Below are 20047 nucleotides of genomic sequence, written 5' to 3'. Positions count from 1 at the left end.
GTTCGACACAGCCTTTTTATTTGTTTCATTGCTCTGTAGCGATTCTTTATTTAGTGAAACAGTCCTTTCAACAGATTCATAAACAGGCCGGCAAGAAACGTCGCTACCGCCACACACAAAATCATACTGAGCGCAATCGCGACGATATTTCCTTTTCCCGACCGTTTTCCACGTCCGTAAGTGAGACTCTTTGCCCGCTGCGCCAGCGCCTGCATCGGCGTTTTCTCCTCGTCTTTTCCCGACGTCTCCGTCGCGTATTTCAGTTCTTCCGCTGAATAAGGCATCGCGGTTTCCTTGAGTGCTGCGCGCGCGGTAGCCATGTCCGTCACCAAAACGTTTTGTATGCCCAGCTCTTTCAAGCGCAGAATTTGTTCGGCGGTCGATACGCCATGAGCCATAATCTCGATACCGCGTTCCGTACAGGTATCCACCAGTTCCCGCGTTGTCTGCACCAGTGGAACCAGAACACGCGTTATCTCAAGACCCTCCAGCTTATCCCAATCTTCAGGAAGAGAAGAGTTGGGCATCCACGCTAACGTGATATCGGGATAGCGTGTATGCAGAAGGCGCAAGCTCGAAAGCTGCGAAGAAGCCAGAATCAGGCGATCGCGTCCCTTTGCCTCCGTAAGGCAACCCATGATGTTTTCCTCAACATTGGAATAAAGAAACGTTTCGTTGTTCATCATCAAAATGGTTTTATGCGGAAGACGATCCGCCCATTCCAGATATTCAGCAAGGGAAGGGATGTGCTGATTGAATTTCGTATACGGCTCGTTAAATTCCGCAGCCTGGATTTCCTCTAAATCGTGATGGCGCACAAGGCCTATGGCATCAGTCGCCCTGCCGAGCGACTCATCGCGAAAGACGATCGGCTGCCGGTCGCGCGTCATCAGGACATCCAGAGCAATGCCAACAGCACCGTTAAGCAAAGCCTGACGAAACGCGATCATCGTGTTTTCGGGGAGATGTTCGTGATCCCCGCGGTAGGAATAAATGTTCATAACCCTTCCCCTTCCTTGGCTTCATCGAGTGTGGTTTCCAATTCCAACCATTCCTCTTCCAACGCTTCCAGCTTTTGCTGTATACCGCTCAGCTCGTCGTGAACACGTTGTGCTTCTTCGTAATCTTCATAAAGAGCCGGTTCACAGGCTTTTTTCTGCAACACTTGCTGTTCCTCGCGCAGGGAATCCATCTCGCGCTGAATCGTACTCACGCGCGCACGCATTTGTCGCAGCTGCTTTTTCTCGAGGTTCGCCTGTTTCTTTTCCTTTTTCTCCTGCGTTTTGGTTTTTGGCCGATCGCCGGCCTCTTCCGCAGTATCTGTGCGCGAAGCGGACTGTGCCGTAAAACGCAGATAGTCGTCGTAGTTGCCCAGAATGGTTTCCATGCCGGTCGGTTGCAAGCGGAAAATATGCGTGCAGACATGGTTCAAAAAATAGCGATCATGGCTGATCACAAAAACCGTTCCTTCGTAATCCAACAATGCCTGTTCCAGAATTTCGCGACTTTCGATATCCAAATGATTGGTCGGCTCATCCAGAAGTAGAACATTCGCGGAAGAAAGCATGAGCTTCAGCAGCGCCAAACGCGCTTTCTCTCCACCGGAAAGATCCCCGACTAAACGAAAAATGTCATCGCCGATAAATTGAAATTTGGCCAGATGCGCCCGCACGGAATAATGATCCATCTGCGGATAGCGATCCCAAAGTTCATCCAAAACCGTTTTTTCCGGGGAAAGGGTACGCTGTTCCTGATCAAAAAAAGCGATCTTGACCGAGGAGCCGAAGGTGATGCTCCCCTCGTCCTGCTCTTCCTGATGAAGCAAAAGCCGAAACAGGGTCGTCTTGCCTACCCCGTTTTCGCCAATCAAGCCGACACGTTGCCCACGAAAGAGGGAAAACGTCACGCCCGAAAACAGATGACGATCGCCGAAAGATTTGGACAGGTTTTCCACCTGCAAAACATCCTCGCCACTGGGATACTTCGGCGTGAGACGAAGGCGCATATGGGCAATATCTTCCGCCGGTTTTTCAATCAGCACCATCTTATCCAAGAGCTTCTGCCGCGAACGCGATTGGGCAATGCCGCGCTTTCGCTTGGATCCGCCCAAGTGTCCGAGGCGCTCAATAATCTCCTTTTGACGCGCAATTTCCTCCTGCTGGTTTTCGTAGGCGTGACGCTGAATCTCCAGGTCATTTTCCCGCCGTTTGGCAAACTCCTGATAACCGCAAGAATAGGAATAGACTTTTTGGTGTTCGACAAGCAAAATACGCTGACAAACCTGATTCAAAAAATAACGGTCATGGGAAATAAGCAACACCGTTCCCCGAAAAGCGCTGAGCATCTGCTCTAAATACGTCGTTACTTCCATGTCCAGGTGGTTCGTCGGTTCATCCAAAAGGAGAATGTCCGGTCGACCGCAAAGCATGGTGGCCAGTTCCAAACGCGACTTTTCGCCGCCGGAAAGCACATTGACCGGTGTGGAAAAACGCCCCTCCGCAAAACCCATGCCTTTAAGAATGCCACGAATTTCGGAATCATACGAAAGGCCGCCTTCGTCCACAAAACGTTCCGTCAGCAGACGATGACGCTCCATCACCGCTTCCAATTCCTTCGGCCGTTCTGATCGTTGACCCATTTCCCGTTCAAGCTCGCGCAACTTTTCCTCCAACGCAAAAGCACGCACATAACCTTTTTTGCACTCTTCATACAAGCTCTCTTCACTCTCGATATGCACGTTCTGGCGAAGATAGCCCATGCGCAGATCATCGCGATGGTAAATCTTTCCCTGATCGGGTTCCAATTCGTGAACCAAAAGGCGCATAAGGGTCGTTTTACCGGATCCGTTTACGCCGACAATACCGATTTTTTCTCCTTTTTCCACCAAAAAAGAGACATCCTCCAGAATCGAACGCACGCCAAACTGTTTATGAAGTTGTTGTACGGTCAATTCCGCCATCGTTACTCCTCGAAGCCTTTATAATCCTTCCAATTGCCCATGTAGTAGATAAGCGTAAACAAACTCTCATTCAAATAGACATTCTCCAACACCACGCCGTGCGGAAGATGCAAGTCGGTTTGCGCATAATTCCATATTCCGCGCACACCGGCTGCTACTGCCCGATCCGCGAGTTCCTGCGCTACATCGCGCGGCGTGGTAATCGTCAAAATTTCAATGTCGTGTTCCCTAAGGACGGTTTCCATTTCGGCAACCGGGTACACTTCCGCCCCGGCAATCTGCATTCCAACGCATTCCGGGCGAATATCAAATAGTGCTCCCAAATGGAAGCGATTTTCCTTAAACAGATCGGAATTGGCAAGCGCAACGCCTAAATGACCGGCGCCTGCGATAGCTACCCGATGGGGACGATCCAGACCGATAATGTGGACAATCTGTTCACGAAGCGATTCAACATTGTAGCCGTAGCCCTGTTGACCGAAGCCGCCGAAGTGATTGAGATCCTGACGAATCTGCGAAGCAGTAAAGCCGGTAATTTCACTCAATTTTTGAGAAGAAATACGCTCTTCACCCTGCTCATGGAGCGCAGTAAGGTAGCGTAAATACTTGGGCAATCGCCGGATGACGGCGCTGGAAATGGCTTTTTTCATCTTTTTTCCTCCGACTTATGCTTCATCACCATCGTCTTCTGCATCCCGGACGTCTGACCAGGTCAGAGGCGGTTTCGGCGCCTTCTTTAACCATTTCGGGCCGACAAATTTCACCAACAGAACAAACACACTCACCATGCGCGCCAATACCCAGAAACGGAAATACAGCGGTTCACGAAAGAGAGAAAATAACAGGCTTGGGTCCTTCGTAAACGCCTGCCAAGCGGTAAAAACCTCCGGTGTCATGCAGCAAAGAAGAACCGCTTCCGCAACACCGATGAGTACATCACTGCCATCGGCATCTTTGCGCAGGAAAATCATCAGGACGTGCAAGGCAAGCAGGAGCCAAATCACCGCATTGAGCGGATAATTAAGCGAAAGCAGTACAATAGACCACTGTGCATTCCCCAGGTTCAAAAAGACCAGGATGAGGATGGCGCCGAATAACAGCAAACTGACCAAAAGTAAAAGAGAGAGCAGTTTTCCTAATCTTGTCGGTTCGTGTGAAGCCATAATTTTCTCCTCCATTCCCGAATAATCTTACAGTAAGGGTGCAAACAGCCGGCAAATCGGCTCTTTAATCTTCAGCATGGGGCCGCGAGATTCATATACTTCCCGGGTAAGTAAGGTGCTTACCTGCATATCTTCATGAAAGGCCCGTTTGAGCGCGGCATTGATCTTTTGCGAATAAACGAGCTCCGACGCTTCAAAATTAAGCGAAAAGGAGCGTTCATCCACGTTGCAGGAGCCCACGAGAGAAACGTAGTCGTCGATGAGCATCACCTTGCTGTGCAAAAAGCCCTTTTCATAACGATAGACGTTTGCTCCTGCACGGACAAGATCGCCGGCAAACGACAACGTGGCGGGAAACACCACCGGATGATCCGGTCGATTCGGAATCATCAAGTTCACCTGAACCCCTTGCTGCAGAGCCAACACCAAGGCCTCGAAAATAGACTGATCCGGGATGAAATACGGCGTTTGAATGTAAATCACATCATCTGCGGAAGCGATCATTTTGAGCATCGAGAGCTTAATGTTCGCCAAAGGCGTATCGGGGCCGCTGAAAACCAGCTGACAAAAGGCATCGCCCTTTTCGCTCGGATGTGCATTCACCTCCAGTTGAACCGACTCGGACTCGCCCATGACAAAGCTCCAGTCCTGCAAAAAGCGAATCTTCAAATCCGCCACGGCAGAACCTTCGATGCGAAGATGTGTGTCTCTCCAATAGCCGAAACGGCTGTAGCGACCAATGTATTCATCGCCCACGTTAAATCCGCCGATGTAGCCGATGCGCTCGTCGATGGTGACAATCTTGCGGTGGTTACGATAATTCAAGCGCAAGTTGATATAGCGCAGGAACGAGGGATAGAAGATGCCAATGCGTATACCAACTTCCTGCATCATGCGCCGCATTTCTTTCGATAAATTACGTCCGCCAACGCCATCCGTCAACACGCGTACCGTGACGCCGCGTCGAGCGGCGCGCATCAATGCCTCAATCACGATTGTGCCCAGATTATCGGATTTCAGGATGTAATACTGAAAATTGATCTCCTCTTTGGCTTCGTCAATATCTTGAATCAGGCGTAAGAATTTCGCTCTGCCGTCAAAGATAGCTTCCACATCATTGTCACCGGACAAATTGGTTAAGCCCATGCGTACATTGAGGCGAATCAGCTCCAGATAATCCTGAAAACGCCCCTCTTCTTCAATAGGAAGATGGGTCGTCACTTCATCCCACTTGATCAATGCATGTTGCAAAACATCCACATCCAGCGATTCCTTTTGCTGAAACAGCTTCCGGCGACGAGTATCGCGTCCCATCAGCAGATATGGAAAAAAGCCGATGATGGGAAAAATCGCAATCATCATGACCCAAAGCATGGTGGAGCGCGCTGGACGACGGCGATTCGCATACACGATGATCAGGGCCAATATGATGTTGATCCACGTTGAATTCTGTACAATCTGATTGAAGAGTATGCCGATATCCATTGCCGTCCCCTTCTTCTATTACATTTCTGCACTTCTGCGGACGTCTCAACGTTTTTCAAAAGCCCGTCCTTCTTTGCGGAAGTCTGTCCTTCTTGTCGGAAGTTCGTCCTTCTTTGCGCAGCCCGTCCTTCTTTGTGAAGGTCTATCCTTCCTTTCGCGCGAACGTCTATTTCTTGTATTTTGCCGCTTTGTAGCGCGCCTGTCCGCTGAGTACCGCTTTACGCATCCGGTAGGCTGCAGGGGTCACTTCAATGCGTTCATCCGTCTCAATAAATTCCATCATCTGCTCAAGGCTCAGGCGATTCGGTGTCACTAACTTTAAGGCGTCATCGGCCGCTGCTGAACGAATGTTGGTCAGCGCCTTCTTTTTGCAAACATTGACTTCCAGATCTTCACCTTTGGGATTCGATCCGATGATCTCCCCTTCGTACACCTCTTCACCGGCACCGATAAAGAGTATGCCGCGCTGCTGTGCCGCAAACAGACCATATGTCGTCGTCGTGCCCGTTTCATAAACGATCAGGGAACCCACCGCGCGCGTCGGAATTTCCCCTTTGTACGACTCATAGCCGGCAAATTCGTTGTTCAGTACGCCCGTGCCGCGCGTATCCGTCATAAGCTGCTGACGATAGCCGATCAACCCGCGCGCCGGAATGCGAAACACCAAGCGCGTATAACCGGATGGGGAGGTCTTCATCTCCTGCAGTTCGCCTTTTCGCTGGCCAAGTGCCTGAATTACCGCGCCGGAATACTCCTGATCCACATCTACCGTTGCCTCTTCCATCGGCTCAAGACGGTGTCCGGCCGCATCCTGACGATAGAGAACCTCCGGCTTGGAGACCATGAACTCATAGCCCTCGCGGCGCATCTTTTCAATGAGTACCGACAGATGCAATTCGCCGCGGCCGCTGACGAAAAAGGTATCCGTCGAGTCGCCCGGATGCATCCGCAAGCTGACATCGGTATGCAGTTCTTTTTCCAGACGTGCACGCAAATGGCGTGACGTGACAAATTGGCCGCTTCTCCCGGCAAAGGGTGAGTCGTTAACGGAAAAGGTCATCTGCAATGTCGGTTCGGAAATTTTGACGAAGGGTAACGGCGTTACTTCCTCCGGAGAGCAAAGCGTATCGCCCACTTCAATGCCCTCCACGCCGGAAACGGCAACGATGGAACCGACGCCCGACTCTGTCACCGGCACACGCTTGAGTCCGTCAAATTCGAAAATCGTGGTAACGCGAATTTTCATCTGTTTATCCGGCGCATTGTAGTTGGTAATGACGGCTTCATCATTGACGTGGACAACGCCTTGTTCCACTTTGCCGATACCGATGCGGCCGACATAATCATTATAGTCCGCCGTCGAAATGAGTAGCTTGAAAGGCGCCTTCTCCTCTCCGCTTGGTGCGGGAATAGTCTTTACGATACCTTCCAACAGCGGGCGCATATCTTCGCCCACCGCTTCCTCCTGATTATCCTGTGCCTTCTGCCACGTGGCTTCATCTACAGCCCAGCCGTTTTTCGCGGATGCAAAGACCACCGGACTGTCCAGATAGGACAGCGGCGCATCGATCGACAGGAAAAGATCATAGATTTCTTCGCGTACTTCCGCAATGCGGGCATCGGGACGATCGGCCTTGTTAATGCAGAGAATGGCCGGAAGGGAAAGCTCGATCGCCTTGCGCAAGACAAACTTTGTCTGCGGCATCGGGCCCTCAAAGGCATCCACGACCAGAATGACGCCATCGCACATCTTCAGCACGCGCTCCACTTCTCCGCCGAAGTCGGCATGTCCCGGTGTATCAATAATGTTGATCTTTGTACCGTTATAATGAACGGCGGTATTTTTGGAAAGTATCGTGATGCCGCGCTCGCGTTCCAAATCGCCGGAATCCATCACGCGCTCCATCACGTCCTGATTTTTTCGTATCATCCCGCTGGTGCGCAAAAGCGCATCCACCAGCGTTGTTTTACCATGGTCAACGTGCGCCACAATGGCGACGTTTCGTATTGCTTGCCTATCTTGCATTACACACTCCTTTGATCACAATCGCCATTATTTTAACACATGGACCCGCATACCATAAAAAAATCAGGGGCATGCCCTGATTGCGTGGCTTATTTGTGATTTTCTTTTACTACTTTGGTGAAAAGCGCCTTTTTCGGCTATTATTTTGGTGAGAAGCGCCTTGTAAGGCAGAAGTTTCGATGAAAAGCCTTGTGCGGCCGGTGTTTCGATAAAAAGCCTTGTGCGGCTGATATTTCGATGAAAAGCGCCTTATAAGGCTAATATTTCGGTGAGAAGCGCCTTGTGCGGCGCAAAACGCAATAAACCTCGTTCCGCTTGACGTCCATTTTATCCACCAGTTTCGCAACGATGCGCAGTCCGCGCCCACCGCAATCCAGATGATTCTTTTCGTTTTTTTCCAGATTCAGTTCAAATCCGCAGCCTTCGTCACGTACACGGATGTGAATGAGTGTATCCGTGACCACAAGGCGCAAATGCACACACTTTCCATGATCATTGTGGTTGCCGTGTTCGCAGCCGTTAATCATGAGCTCACTGAGAATAAGACGCAGATCCATCAGTTGTTCACTGTCCATCGCACACTGTTCTCGCATATTTGCAATTTGTTCGCGAACGATCGCGCATACCGAAGCGATTTCGCTCGGTACGGCGCAAGAATAATAATACGTCACGAAATCCTCCTTTCGGTTTGGCTTCGCTGTCCGGGAAAAAATCTATTTCTTTGCATTCTCTCGGAATCTTTCCTTTTAATTTCATTCCCTTCATACCCATACAAATGCTCCTCATAACGGTGAAGCAGGAAAGGTGCACGTTCCTAACCCGTGATGCTCTGTTATTGTTTGCCGGCAAAGAGGCATGGAGATGCTACGGCTTCCGTTACTCGAAAGAATTGGAGACTACTCGAAAGTATTTGAAGCTACTCGAAAGGCGTTTGAAAATACAGACATAAGACAAGGATCGTTTGAAGAGAAGGAAATATGGTATACATGGAATAGTGCTTATCATAAGTGCGACAAAAGGAATCGAATGAATAAGATGGAGGAAAAACATGAAAAAATATGAATGCACAGCTTGTGGACACATTTACGATCCTGAAATCGGCGATCCTGAGAATGGAATCAAACCGGGTACGGCGTTTGAAGACCTTCCGGAGGATTGGGTTTGCCCGGTCTGTGGTGTAGGCAAAGACGAATTTGAACCGGTAAACGAATAACGGCAACGCCGGTTCTGTTGAAAAGAAAGGGCGGCGTCCGAACGATGCGTTCGGACGCCGCCTCTTTTTTATTCTACCTTGGCGAACAACGGGCCAATCGTGTTATCCATCTTCAACGAGATCAAAACCCGATATGACCATGTATTTTCCGGCATATCCTCTCGAAAAGCGGGCATGGGAATCAAAGACGAGCAGCTTTGCGCTCTTATCTTGCGCAAAGCCGTAGCTCAAATCGGTCAATAAGCTCTTGTACACGTTGCATATCCAAAACAAGCGGATTTCCTTCAAAAGTGGTGATGAGCCGTTTCCCAAGAATAATGTCATTCTCCTCATACAAGCGTATTTTCTTTACAGCGTTAATGGCATACGAAGGCAGGTCCATCCGGCCAAAATGTTCCCAATAGATCTCTTGATTCCGCCGGGGGTCAAAAAAAGTGAAATCCGGATAATAAACCGTGGTTTCCGAAAGATATAGTGGACACTCATATTTGTAAAAGATTCCTTGCGAAAGAAAATAATCCGCTAAAATTTTTTCCGATTTTGAACGAACTCGTTCCTGGAGATTTGTAATGATTTCCGTCGCATCCCCCTCCTGAAATGGTAATCCTTCATAGCTTTGTTTTTTCCAAGCTTCAAATCTTTGCTCTTCCGTTTTTTGCACAGGCACGACGAGCTCTCTTCTTAAGGGATGCAAATCAAGGTACACTTGATCCACCGCTTGATTGATTTCTCTGATGGACAAAGGCAACTTTCTTAACAGGCTCTCTAGTCGCCGCGCAACCCTTTCGTTATAACTGATTTGGGCAAGAGCCTTTGCGCAATCCATTTGTGATTTTGGAATATAGCTTCGTTTGATTCTGCCGTTTTGGTGGGTGTTCCAAAAGTACTCCGGCGTCTTCGCATTGGTTTTAATTTCCAGTCGTCCTTCCAAATACTCGGGTTGAAGCATGCGCAAACATGCGCTTAGCTGTTTTAACTTTGTTCTCGCTTCTGCGATGTCCTCTTTCTCCGTCATGCTTGACCACCTCCTTGTTGGCATATTTCCCTATGAACATCGGCTTCTCTACGTTCAGTTTATTCTCTCATATGTCGTGTCTCGCCCGCGTTTCCATTTTGTTTCACCTTATCCCACTGTTTTTTATGCTCTCCCGACACATATGTTGTAGGACCTGTATTATTAGAGGAAGCGTCGTATCGATATGCCTATCGATGATGGCCGTGTCCATCTGCATATTTAGAGGAAACGTCGCAGCGATAAAGGCCGCGGCCCTGATAAAATGTAATATCGAACGTTATCAGGGTTTGATTAACCCTGGGAAACGACGGAAATAGAACATCATCAGGGACAGCGGCCCTAGGAAAAGTGTAATATCGAACGTTGTCAGGGCTCGATTAACCCTGAGAAATAGCGGAAATAAAACATCGTCAGGGACAGCATCCCTGATAAAGGCATAATATGAAGAATCGTCAGGCTCAATCAACCCTGAAAAACGAGGGAAATGGAACATCATCAGGGGCGGCAACCCTGATAAAAATGTAATACGAAAAATCATCAGGGGCCACGTCCCTGAGAAAGCCATAATATCGAACGTTATCAGGGTTCTATCAACCCTGATAAATGGCGGAAATAGAATATCGTCAGGAGCGGTGGCCCTGATAAAGACGTAATGTCGAACGTTGTCAGGATTCGAACAGCCCTGAGAAACGACGGAAATAGAACATCATCAGGGACAGCGACCCTGATAAAAATGTAATACAGAAAAACATCAGGCGCGGCGTCCCTGAGAAAGCCATAATATCGAACATTATCAGGGTTCTATCAACCCTGATAAATGGCGAAAATAGAGTATCGTCAGGAGCGGTGGCCCTGATAAAGACGTAATGTCGAACGTTGTCAGGGTTCGAACAGCCCTGAGAAACGACGGAAATAGAACATCATCAGGGACAGCGACCCTGATAAAAATGTAATACAGAAAAACATCAGGGGCGGCAACCCTGATAAACCCGTAATGCTGAATGTTATCAGGGCTCGATTAACCCTGAGAAATAGCGGAAATGCAACATCCTCAGGGGTGACAGCCCTGATAAAAGCGTAATATCGAACGTTAACAGGAGCCGATCGCCCCTGAAAAATGACGGAAATAGAACATCGCCAGGGCCGGCGCCCCTGATAAAAATGCAATACGGAAAGACATCAGGGGTGCTGTCCCTGATAAAAGCGTAATATCGAACGTTAACAGGGGCCGATCGCCCCTGGGAAACGACGAAAATGGAACATCGCCAGGGTCGACAACCCTGATAAACACGTAATGTCGAACATCGTCAGGGCTTGATTAACCCTGGGAAACGACGGAATTAGAACATCGCCAGGGACCGCATCCCTGATAAAGACATAATATGAAAAGCCGTCAGGGCTGCGACCCCTGACGGCTTAAATCCAAAAGGTTCTCAGGCTCTGGCCAAGAAACAAGAGTCGACAACAGGCCGATCTTTTTAGCTCATAGCCAACTTTTTAGCTCATAAAGGTCGCTTTCAACCAGCGGAACAACTCACCGCCCTGTTTGAAGGCATAGTCCAAGAAGAACGTATACAGGAGAAGCGCCGGCACTTTGGTCCAAAGCAAATGGAGCGCAAACGTCTTAAACGACATTTTCGTCAGACCCATAATCATACAGATCACATCATCCGGCATGCCGGGAAGCACCATCGTCCAAATGAAAAACTTTTTAATCTTCTCATCATTGGCATCCAGCCATTTGCTGTACTTGTCAAAAGTCTCCGGCTTCATCAAGGCATGGACAAACGTCGGGCCGAATGCACGAGCAAGCAGAAAAATAATTATCTCACCGGCACAGATGCCCAAGTAGTTAAGCAAAAAACCCGGAAGCGGTCCAAAAAAGTATATCCCGAAAAGAGAGGTCACATTCCCCGGAATGATGGGAATAATGCATTGGATAATCTGCAACAGGAAGAAAAAGAAAACACCCCAGACACCGGAACGGGAGATAAATTCCTGCATCTTCTCCGTGCTGGTGAAAATGCCCAAACGCCATCCATAGAGGCCGAGCACAACACAGAGGGAAATCCCTATTATCGTAGCGATAGTTACTATACGACGTAACTTTGCCGACTTCACAGGATCAATCGGATGTGCCTTTCGCCACGATGAAATAGAGTGCTCGTGTTCTTTCTCGTGTTCTTTCTCTTTTTCTATTTCGTTTTCCTGTTCCTGCTTTTCTTCGTGATTGTTTGTCGTAGGGCCTGTCATCGATCCTCCTTCGAGGGCTTCGCTCTACCGAAATCAGTTTGTTTCGCTCTGCCCGGAATTAGCCTGGATATCGCTCTACCCGAAATCAGCTTGTTTCGCTCTACCCGAAATCAGCCTTGATATCGCTTTGCCCAGAATCAGACATTGTATCGTTCTGTCCGGAATCAGCCTTTGTTTTCTTCAGCGACGCGCAACTGTTCCTGATAGAGCGCAAACACGCGCTCACCGAAATGTTTCTTGCTGAATTGATCACGGCTTTCCCATGCACCCTGTTTCCAGCGGGCATACAAAGCGTCATCTGCGAGAAGCTGCAAAAGAATGTTTGCGCACTCCTCCGACGTGTCATACTGGTAGCCGTTGACATCGCTTTGCACCACGTGCGCAATCGCGTCATCCCGTCGCGCAATGACCGGGCGACCATTGGCCAGTGCTTCAATATAGGTTAGCCCCTGCGTTTCCGATACCGAAGCCGAGATGAAGAAATCCAGCAGCTGATAATAGGACCCCACCGTTTCTTTCGGTACCATGCCGGTAAGAAAAACGCTCTCGCCCAGTGCACGTTCCTCAATTTGTTTTTTTAGCTGTTTCATGCCGGCGCCATCACCGACAATGAGCAATCCCACATCATCGCGCTGTTCACGCACGCGCTGGTGGATGGCGAGCACTTCATCCAAATTCTTTTCCTGCGCCACGCGGCCTACATTGCCGTAGAGGCGCCAAGAAGACGGTACGCCCAGTTTTTTTCGCAGCACATCCATTTCTTCCGGTGTGCCGGCACGCGAAAATGCGTCCAGATCGATCCCCGTCGGAATGACCCGCACGGAAGAACAGATGTTTTCGCTCAGCAGATAGTTTTTCGTTTTTTCCGTCGGTGCAATGACGACGTCGGCGGAGCGCAGGCGCAAAGCCATCACGCGCGCCAGAAAACCATCCCAATTGCCCGGCAAAACGTATTTTGTATAGTACTCGTATTGTGTGTGGTAAGTATGGATAATTGGACAGTGACAATGCTTAGCAATCCGCTGCACAAAGGAATAGGTGAAAAATTCACACTGCGAATGAATGATATCCGGCTTCCAGGCAATCAATTCATCCACCAGCGAATTGCGCGTATTCAGCGAAGCACGTAAATCGGGATAAATCGCATCCAGGGGAATCGAACCGACATAATAAATCTCTCCCTCCCGATACGTCTCCCGCGTAGAAGAGAGAGTGAGCAATTTTACCTCACAACCCTGACGTTCCAGTTCCTGTTTGAGCATGAGCACGGAAACGATAACCCCGTTGACGGTATCCGGATTCAAGTCGCTGGTGAGTAATACTTTCATATCGTTCCCTTTCTCCTGTTAAGTATAGCAAAGGCGAGCACAAGAAAAGCAGCGTCTAATAAAGAGAAGGTAAAGACGATGTTTCCTCTTCTGGCATCTTAGGACAACAGCGTGCAAAACAACGCTCGAATCTCTTCAATACCGAAGGACTTTGTCGCGACACTCCCGGCATACGGATAGACGTCTTCCTTCGAAACAGCTAATGCCTTCGCCATCGCGTTGCGCTGTGCAAGAACCTTGGTGGTGGGAAGCTTATCTGCCTTGGTTGCAATAACCAGGCCGCGATACCCTTGTGCACGAATCCATTCCATCATCTGGACATCCTGTGCAGTCGGCGCGTGACGCAAATCACAGAGCAGAATCACTTCCAATAACCCTTTTCGCTCCTCAAGATATGTGTTGATACTTTTGGCCCAGTCGTCCTGCGCATGCCGCGCGACTTTCGCATATCCGTAGCCCGGAAGATCCACCAGCCGGAACCGATGACGTGTATCCGCCCACTCCGCCTCCACGCCGTAGAAATTCACTGTACGAGTTTTTCCCGGCGTAGAAGACGTATAGGCTAATTTTTTTCGTTGACAAAAGGTGTTAATTAACGTTGATTTTCCTACATTCGAACGTCCGGCAAAGGCGATTTCCGGCAGCTCCTCTTTCGGATACTGGGCAGGATCAACCGCCATGGCTTCTAATGCAGAGGTGATGACTTTCATGGTTTCTCCTGTCCGTTTCGCAGTCCATTATGCACAGTCTGCTTTCTTCACTGTCCATATTGAACAGTCTCTGTCTTCGCCGACCTTATGCACAGCTTATCGCTGTCTCGACGATTCGTTTCCGTGTTGTGGCCGGGCGTAGTTATCCTCGTCAGATGTTCGAAGGGGAAGCAAAATGAAAACCGAGGTTGCGCGTCTTCTCTGCCTGAAAAACGATGGGCTTTTTGCTTTCCACCGGCTCCAGAAGAGCGGCCTGAATGACTTCATCAACATGGGAAATCTCCACGAAGTGCAAGCCTTCCTTCACTTCCTCTTCGATCTCCATCAAATCGCGATGATTTTCTTTCGGTAAAAAGATGGTCGTAATGTGGTAGCGACGCGCCGCCAATACCTTTTCCTTCAGCCCGCCGATGGCAAGAACCTGGCCGGTCAAGGTCATTTCTCCGGTCATGGCAATATCATTGCGTACCGGACGCTTGGTAAGCGCCGAAACCAGAGCGGTAAGAATGGTAATGCCGGCAGAAGGCCCATCTTTCGGGACAGCGCCCTCCGGCATGTGAATGTGCGTATCATAATAATTGTAGAATCCCGGATCGATGCCGTAACGTTTCGCATTGGCGCGCACAAACGACAACGACAATTGCGCCGATTCACGCATGACGTCGCCAATGGAGCCCGTCGTCAGCACACCACCGTGACCCGTCATGAGATTCGCCTCCACTTTGAGAATCTCACCCCCAACCTCGGTCCAGGCCAAACCGTTCACCACGCCGATTTGCGGCGTCTTGGCCAACGGCTCATCAGCATATTTCGGCATGCCCAGAAAATCCGGCAGATTCTTTTTTCCGACGCGTACCGTTTCTTCTCCTGAGACAATGCGTTTTGCCGCGCGACGGCAAATCTTTTCGATCTGGCGTTCCAACTCGCGTACGCCCGCCTCACGGGTGTAAAAATGCAGTACATCCGCCAGAATCGCAGGAGGAAGCGAGAGTTGCTTCGTCGTTAAGCCGCTTTCTTTGCGCGCTTTGGGCAACAGATGACGTTTGGCAATAACCATTTTTTCCTGGTCGGTATAGCCTTCGATGCGGATAACTTCCATACGATCCAGCAACGGACGCGGAATGGTTTCCGTTGTGTTTGCCGTCGTGATGAACATGACCTGCGAAAGATCAAAGGGGATTTCCAAAAAGCGATCCTGAAATGCCATGTTCTGCTCCGGATCCAGCACTTCCAACAATGCACTGGCCGGATCGCCGCGAAAATCGCTGCCGATCTTATCCACTTCATCCAGCAAAAATACCGGATTCATGCTCTTTGCCTTCGTCATATGATAAATAATACGCCCCGGCATAGCACCAACATAGGTCTTTCGATGACCGCGAATTTCCGCTTCATCAGAAACACCGCCCAGGCGCATCGAAACGAATTTCCGTCCGATGGATGCTGCAATACCGCGTGCAATAGAGGTTTTGCCCACACCCGGCGGACCGACGAAGCAAAGAATGGAGCCTTTGGAGTCTTTGCGCAGCTGACGAACCGCAATAAACTCCAGAATGCGCTCTTTTACTTCGCGTAAGCCGTAGTGATCGCGGTCCAGGATATGCTGACTGTAGGAAAGGTCTTCGACATCTTCCGTATAACTTCCCCAAGGAAGGGAAGCCAATGTGTCCAAATAGGTGCGCGAGACATTGACATCCGGAGACATCGGCGACAGATAGGCCAAGCGGTCCAATTCCTTGTCCACCGCCGAACGCGCTTCTTCCGAAAGCGGCAGCGCCGCAAAGGTTTCGCGATATTCATCCACCAGCGTGTCGGGATCCCCTTCAGTTTCCCCCAGTTCCGCACGCAGGATATTGATCTGTTCGCGCAGAACAAATTCCTTTTGTGACTGCTGCAAGCGTTCCTGCGCTTTTTCGTTAATTTCCTTATCCAAACGGGAAAGTTTCGTCAGCAGGGAAATGTCGGCACGAAGTTTATACAAACGTTCCTGCAGATCCAGCTCTTGCAGCAGATCCAGTTCTTCATCATGCCGAAGATCCAGATGGGTGGCCAGCTCGTCGCTGAGCATTCCGGGGTCCTCCGCATCCAATAGCGGAAACAGGAACACTTCCGGCACCTGCATCGATTCCTTCAGATAATTCACCGCCGACGTCGCCGTCAAACGCATTACATTTTTCAGTTTTTCATCCCGATCAACACGTTCCGGGGAATAGGTGTATTCCAACACTTCCCCCTCCACATAGGGGTCGGTGCGGATAATATGCGTAATTTTTGCCCGTGCATTCCCCTCCACGACAACCTTACTCGGTCCGCCGGGAAGGCGGAAGGACTGGCGGATGGTGCAAATCGTACCGAATTCGGCAAAATCGCCCAGTGTCGGCTCCTCAATAGTGGGATCCAACATGGAAACGACCACGACAGGAGAATGATTGCGTGTTGCCCATTCCAGAACGCTTTCCGCCTCTTCGCTTTCCAGGTCAAAATGAATGACCTGGTTGGGAAAAACCACGGAACCGCGCACCAGCAGAATGGGCAATACTGTTTTTTTCGCTTCATAATATTGAGGTAACATGGTTCCTCCTACAAAAAACAGCCGGTTTCCCGGCTGTCGGTCGCCGCCCGGTTTCACGGTGCCTGTTGTTATTCTTTCGCATGCAGAGCCATTTTCTGCTGTCCCTGCATTTCCGTCTGCTTTAACAACGCAAGCGGCGTATCGTTTGTAATGTTCTCTTCGTCAACCACAACCTGGCGTATGCGATCATCGCCGGGAACGTGGTACATCGCATCCATCAATGTTGATTCCATAATGGAGCGCAAGCCGCGCGCGCCCATCTTGCGAGAATAGCTCTTCTCGGCAATCGCGTGAATGGCAGCGGGTGTAATGGTCAGCTCGCAATCATCCATGCGAAAGAGTTCTTGATATTGCTTAACCAGCGCGTTCTTCGGCTCGGTTAAAATCCGTTCCAAGGTCTCCACGGACAGCTCGTTCAGCGCCACCAAAACCGGAACACGCCCGATCAGCTCCGGGATAAGTCCGAATTTCATCAGATCTTCAGGAATGGCATTGCGCAGCGTTTCCGATACGCTTTCGTCGGAATGATCGACCACCGTCTGATTAAAGCCGATGGGATTCTTTTCACGGCGATCTTTAATCACCCGCTCAATGCCGGCAAAGGCTCCGCCGACAATGAAGAGAATGTTCGACGTATCGACGTGAATAAACTCCTGATTCGGATGTTTCCGTCCACCCTGCGGCGGTACATTGGCCACCGTTCCTTCAATCAGCTTGAGCAACGCCTGTTGCACGCCCTCTCCGGACACGTCACGCGTAATGGAAGGGTTCTCGGATTTGCGGGCGATTTTATCAATTTCGTCAATATAGATAATGCCGCGTTCCGCGAGGTCGACGTCATAGTCCGCCGCCTGCAATAATTTAAGGATGATGTTCTCCACATCCTCCCCAACATACCCTGCTTCGGTCAGCGTGGTCGCGTCCGCGATAGCAAACGGCACCTGAAGCGTTTTGGCCAGTGTCTGCGCAAGCAGCGTCTTTCCGGAGCCCGTCGGCCCGATCAGGCAGATATTGGACTTTTGAATGTCCACCGCCGTCTCTTCCTGTCGATAGATGCGTTTATAGTGGTTATAAACCGCCACAGACAGCACCTTCTTGGCTTCTTCCTGTTCAATGACATAATCATCCAACGCCCGCTTAATTTCTTCGGGCGTGGGCAATCGGCGCTTGGCCGCATTCGCTTTTTTGGTACGTTGTGCATGCGCCTGTGTCATTTCCTGACACAGCGCGATACATTCGTTGCAGATATAAACGCCAGGTCCGGCAACAAGCTGCTCAACGTCGTCCGCCGATTTTCCGCAGAACGAACAACGCACCGGATCTTCGTGAAAATCCGCCATTTCGCCTCCTCATTCTCCTCACTTCATGGAGGTAATGACTTGATCAACAAGACCGTACTTCATGGCTTCTTCCGCATTCAGCCAACGGTCGCGATCGGTATCGCGTTCAATCACCTTGAGCGACTGGCCGGTCGCATCCGCCAGGATCTTGTTGAGTCGTTTTTTGGTTTCGATAATTTTCTTCGCTGTAATTTCAATGTCCGACGCCATGCCCTGGGCACCGCCGGAAGGCTGATGAATCATGACATCCGCATTCGGCAACGCAAAGCGCTTGCCCTTGGTGCCGGAGGCAAGCAAAACCGCGCCCATGCTCGCCGCCATGCCGACGCAAATCGTCGAAACATCGCTCTTGATGTAATTCATGGTGTCATAAATCGCCAACCCGGCCGTTACTTCCCCGCCGGGCGAATTGATGTAGAGCTGAATATCCTTGTTGGGCGCCTTGTGCTCCAAAAACAGGAGTTGTCCCACAATCAGATTGGCCATTTGCGTTTCAATCGGACCGGTTACAAAGATAATGCGCTCTTCCAACAAGCGCGAATACAAATCGTATGCACGCTCACCACGACCGGTGGTTTCAATTACCGTAGGAATTAAAGGCATGTTTACCTCTCTTCCGTCTCTTTTTCTGTCTCTTCGTCGTTCTTTTCTTCCGGTGCATCCACCCATTTTACCTGCTCCAACAGGTAATCCAGGGCTTTCTTCTTGCGAATATCATCGGCAACAAGTTCTTCCTGCTGCATTTCTTTCATGCGACGCAGGAAATCTTCTGGATCCTTGGCGCCATACGTTTCGGCGATTTCTTTCATCTCTTTCTCGATTTCCTCTTCGCTTGCTTCAAACTTCTGCTCTTCGACGAGGCTCGCCAAAACGAGATCCGCTTGTACGCGCGCACGAGCGGCAGGCACATAGTTGGCACGAATCATTTCGATGCTCTGGCCGCTATACTGCAGATATTGGTCAAAAGAAAGACCCATTTGTTGCATCTGGTTCGCCATATTGCGCAATTCGACATCTACTTGCTCATCGATCATAGACTGAGGTGCTTCGACATTGGACAGCTCAGCCAGCTTTGCCAGCGCATCGGACTGACGGCGGTTGAGATCCTGTTCCTCCGCCTTTTCAAGCAGGTTTTTGCGCACCGACTCACGATAAGCATCCATCGTGTCAAATTCGGAAACATCCTGAGCAAACTCATCGTTGGCTTCTGGAACATCTTTTTCCTGGACTTCATGCAACGTAACGGCGAAAACCGCATCTTTGCCGGCCAAATCTTCCGCATGGTACTTTTCCGGGAAGGTGACATTCACATCAAAGGATTCGCCGGCTTTATGACCGACAATCTGGTCTTCAAATCCGGGAATGAAGGCGCCGGAGCCCAGCTCAAGCGTCTGCTTTTCGGCGGTACCGCCTTCAAAGGCTACCCCGTCAACACTTCCGGCATAATCCATCTGCACGGTGTCACCCATCTTTGCTTCACGTTCGACCGGACGAATGACGGCATTTTTCTCCTGTTCCGCAGCAATAACGCGATCCACATCCGCTTCATCCACCGTTACCGGATGGCGTTCGACTTCCATTCCTTTATAATCGGCCAATTCGGGATGCGGCATGGTGTCCGTCGATACCTCAATGACTACCGTTTCGTTCTTCTCGAGGGTCTTGATATCCACATCGGGACGACCGATGGCTTCCAAATCAAGCTCTTTCGTCGCTTTTTCAATTTCTTCCGGTAAAAGGCTGTTGAGGGCATCCTCATAAAACACGCCCTGACCGTAGTTCATCTCAATCACCTTGCGAGGTGCCTTCCCTTTACGGAAGCCGTGCACCGGAAAACGGTGTTTGTTCTTCTGATACGTCTTTTCAATTTCCGCATTAAACGTGTCCCAGGCAAGCTCCAGTGTGTAAACCGCCCGATTATTCTCGTGAGATACCAGTTTCGCCATTCGTCATTACTCCTTTGTATTTTCTTTTTCGACAAGA

The 20047-nt window shown here is 50.0% G+C and carries 16 protein-coding genes; 1 reads left to right on the top strand and 15 read right to left on the bottom strand.

Translation table 11 applies throughout. The annotated features are described in order from the left end of the window. Positions 1 to 50: 50 nt before the first annotated feature. The 7 genes from BN3910_RS07135 to BN3910_RS07105 form a co-directional block, all read right to left on the bottom strand. Positions 51 to 1001 (bottom strand): glycerophosphodiester phosphodiesterase, encoded by a 951-nt coding sequence (locus tag BN3910_RS07135; RefSeq protein WP_066925970.1) that lies wholly within the window; start codon positions 999 to 1001, stop codon positions 51 to 53. After that, complete coding sequence (gene abc-f / locus BN3910_RS07130; protein WP_066925967.1) at positions 998 to 2959, bottom strand: ribosomal protection-like ABC-F family protein; 1962 nt, start codon at positions 2957 to 2959, stop codon at positions 998 to 1000. Before abc-f ends, BN3910_RS07135 begins: the two co-directional genes overlap by 4 nt. A gap of 2 nt (positions 2960 to 2961) precedes the next feature. Then, positions 2962 to 3609 carry a redox-sensing transcriptional repressor Rex gene (locus BN3910_RS07125; RefSeq protein WP_066925964.1) on the bottom strand — a complete coding sequence of 216 codons (648 nt, stop codon included), beginning with the start codon at positions 3607 to 3609 and terminating at the stop codon, positions 2962 to 2964. Between the two features lie 15 nt (positions 3610 to 3624). Further along, a complete protein-coding gene (locus BN3910_RS07120; RefSeq protein WP_066925961.1) occupies positions 3625 to 4122 on the bottom strand; it encodes a hypothetical protein in 498 nt (165 codons plus the stop codon). Between the two features lie 27 nt (positions 4123 to 4149). Beyond that, positions 4150 to 5607, bottom strand: coding sequence for a cardiolipin synthase (gene cls / locus BN3910_RS07115; protein ID WP_066925959.1), 1458 nt, complete (start codon positions 5605 to 5607; stop codon positions 4150 to 4152). Positions 5608 to 5773: 166 nt separating this feature from the next. Then, complete coding sequence (gene typA / locus BN3910_RS07110) at positions 5774 to 7633, bottom strand: translational GTPase TypA (protein ID WP_066925956.1); 1860 nt, start codon at positions 7631 to 7633, stop codon at positions 5774 to 5776. Positions 7634 to 7890: 257 nt separating this feature from the next. Next, on the bottom strand, positions 7891 to 8304 hold the full coding sequence (locus tag BN3910_RS07105; protein ID WP_066925953.1) for an ATP-binding protein: 414 nt from the start codon (positions 8302 to 8304) through the stop codon (positions 7891 to 7893). Between the two features lie 377 nt (positions 8305 to 8681). Here BN3910_RS07105 and rd point away from each other — a divergent pair, with 377 nt between their 5' ends. Beyond that, entirely contained in the window at positions 8682 to 8846 is a 165-nt protein-coding gene (gene rd / locus BN3910_RS07095; RefSeq protein WP_066925947.1) for a rubredoxin, read from the top strand. A 205-nt stretch (positions 8847 to 9051) separates the two neighbouring features. Here rd and BN3910_RS07090 read toward each other — a convergent pair whose 3' ends face one another. The 8 genes from BN3910_RS07090 to tig all read right to left on the bottom strand — a co-directional run bounded on the left by BN3910_RS07090 (position 9052) and on the right by tig (position 20010). Continuing rightward, the gene (locus BN3910_RS07090) at positions 9052 to 9861 is read right to left on the bottom strand and encodes a hypothetical protein (RefSeq protein ID WP_066925944.1); all 810 of its coding nucleotides are present in this window, start codon (positions 9859 to 9861) and stop codon (positions 9052 to 9054) included. Between the two features lie 1497 nt (positions 9862 to 11358). Beyond that, on the bottom strand, positions 11359 to 12114 hold the full coding sequence (locus BN3910_RS07085) for a TVP38/TMEM64 family protein (RefSeq protein WP_066925941.1): 756 nt from the start codon (positions 12112 to 12114) through the stop codon (positions 11359 to 11361). 164 nt (positions 12115 to 12278) lie between these two features. Continuing rightward, positions 12279 to 13442 (bottom strand): glycosyltransferase, encoded by a 1164-nt coding sequence (locus BN3910_RS07080; protein WP_066925938.1) that lies wholly within the window; start codon positions 13440 to 13442, stop codon positions 12279 to 12281. Positions 13443 to 13540: 98 nt separating this feature from the next. Then, on the bottom strand, positions 13541 to 14152 hold the full coding sequence (gene yihA / locus BN3910_RS07075) for a ribosome biogenesis GTP-binding protein YihA/YsxC (protein WP_066925935.1): 612 nt from the start codon (positions 14150 to 14152) through the stop codon (positions 13541 to 13543). A gap of 151 nt (positions 14153 to 14303) precedes the next feature. After that, complete coding sequence (gene lon / locus BN3910_RS07070; RefSeq protein ID WP_066925933.1) at positions 14304 to 16724, bottom strand: endopeptidase La; 2421 nt, start codon at positions 16722 to 16724, stop codon at positions 14304 to 14306. A 68-nt stretch (positions 16725 to 16792) separates the two neighbouring features. Next, positions 16793 to 18064 carry an ATP-dependent Clp protease ATP-binding subunit ClpX gene (gene clpX / locus BN3910_RS07065; protein ID WP_066925930.1) on the bottom strand — a complete coding sequence of 424 codons (1272 nt, stop codon included), beginning with the start codon at positions 18062 to 18064 and terminating at the stop codon, positions 16793 to 16795. A gap of 18 nt (positions 18065 to 18082) precedes the next feature. Beyond that, complete coding sequence (clpP, locus tag BN3910_RS07060) at positions 18083 to 18667, bottom strand: ATP-dependent Clp endopeptidase proteolytic subunit ClpP (RefSeq protein WP_066925927.1); 585 nt, start codon at positions 18665 to 18667, stop codon at positions 18083 to 18085. A 2-nt stretch (positions 18668 to 18669) separates the two neighbouring features. Next, positions 18670 to 20010, bottom strand: a complete 1341-nt coding sequence (tig, locus tag BN3910_RS07055) for a trigger factor (RefSeq protein WP_066925924.1) — start codon at positions 20008 to 20010, stop codon at positions 18670 to 18672. Positions 20011 to 20047 lie beyond the last annotated feature (37 nt).

The organism is Murdochiella massiliensis, assembly GCF_900059565.1.
GTDB lineage: Bacteria > Bacillota > Clostridia > Tissierellales > Peptoniphilaceae > Murdochiella > Murdochiella massiliensis.
Note: the sequence above shows the minus strand (reverse complement) of the source record. Positions and strands in the feature narration are given on the sequence as shown.

Excerpts from the sequence above, each read along its gene's own strand:
- BN3910_RS07135 (WP_066925970.1), bottom strand. The coding sequence starts at position 1,001 with ATGAACATTTATTCCTACCGCGGGGATCACGAACATCTCCCCGAAAAC.
- abc-f (WP_066925967.1), bottom strand. The coding sequence starts at position 2,959 with ATGGCGGAATTGACCGTACAACAACTTCATAAACAGTTTGGCGTGCGT.
- BN3910_RS07085 (WP_066925941.1), bottom strand. The coding sequence starts at position 12,114 with ATGACAGGCCCTACGACAAACAATCACGAAGAAAAGCAGGAACAGGAA.
- typA (WP_066925956.1), bottom strand. The coding sequence starts at position 7,633 with ATGCAAGATAGGCAAGCAATACGAAACGTCGCCATTGTGGCGCACGTT.
- tig (WP_066925924.1), bottom strand. The coding sequence starts at position 20,010 with ATGGCGAAACTGGTATCTCACGAGAATAATCGGGCGGTTTACACACTG.
- BN3910_RS07080 (WP_066925938.1), bottom strand. The coding sequence starts at position 13,442 with ATGAAAGTATTACTCACCAGCGACTTGAATCCGGATACCGTCAACGGG.
- lon (WP_066925933.1), bottom strand. The coding sequence starts at position 16,724 with ATGTTACCTCAATATTATGAAGCGAAAAAAACAGTATTGCCCATTCTG.
- clpX (WP_066925930.1), bottom strand. The coding sequence starts at position 18,064 with ATGGCGGATTTTCACGAAGATCCGGTGCGTTGTTCGTTCTGCGGAAAA.
- BN3910_RS07090 (WP_066925944.1), bottom strand. The coding sequence starts at position 9,861 with ATGACGGAGAAAGAGGACATCGCAGAAGCGAGAACAAAGTTAAAACAG.
- BN3910_RS07120 (WP_066925961.1), bottom strand. The coding sequence starts at position 4,122 with ATGGCTTCACACGAACCGACAAGATTAGGAAAACTGCTCTCTCTTTTA.
- rd (WP_066925947.1), top strand. The coding sequence starts at position 8,682 with ATGAAAAAATATGAATGCACAGCTTGTGGACACATTTACGATCCTGAA.
- BN3910_RS07125 (WP_066925964.1), bottom strand. The coding sequence starts at position 3,609 with ATGAAAAAAGCCATTTCCAGCGCCGTCATCCGGCGATTGCCCAAGTAT.
- cls (WP_066925959.1), bottom strand. The coding sequence starts at position 5,607 with ATGGATATCGGCATACTCTTCAATCAGATTGTACAGAATTCAACGTGG.
- yihA (WP_066925935.1), bottom strand. The coding sequence starts at position 14,152 with ATGAAAGTCATCACCTCTGCATTAGAAGCCATGGCGGTTGATCCTGCC.
- clpP (WP_066925927.1), bottom strand. The coding sequence starts at position 18,667 with ATGCCTTTAATTCCTACGGTAATTGAAACCACCGGTCGTGGTGAGCGT.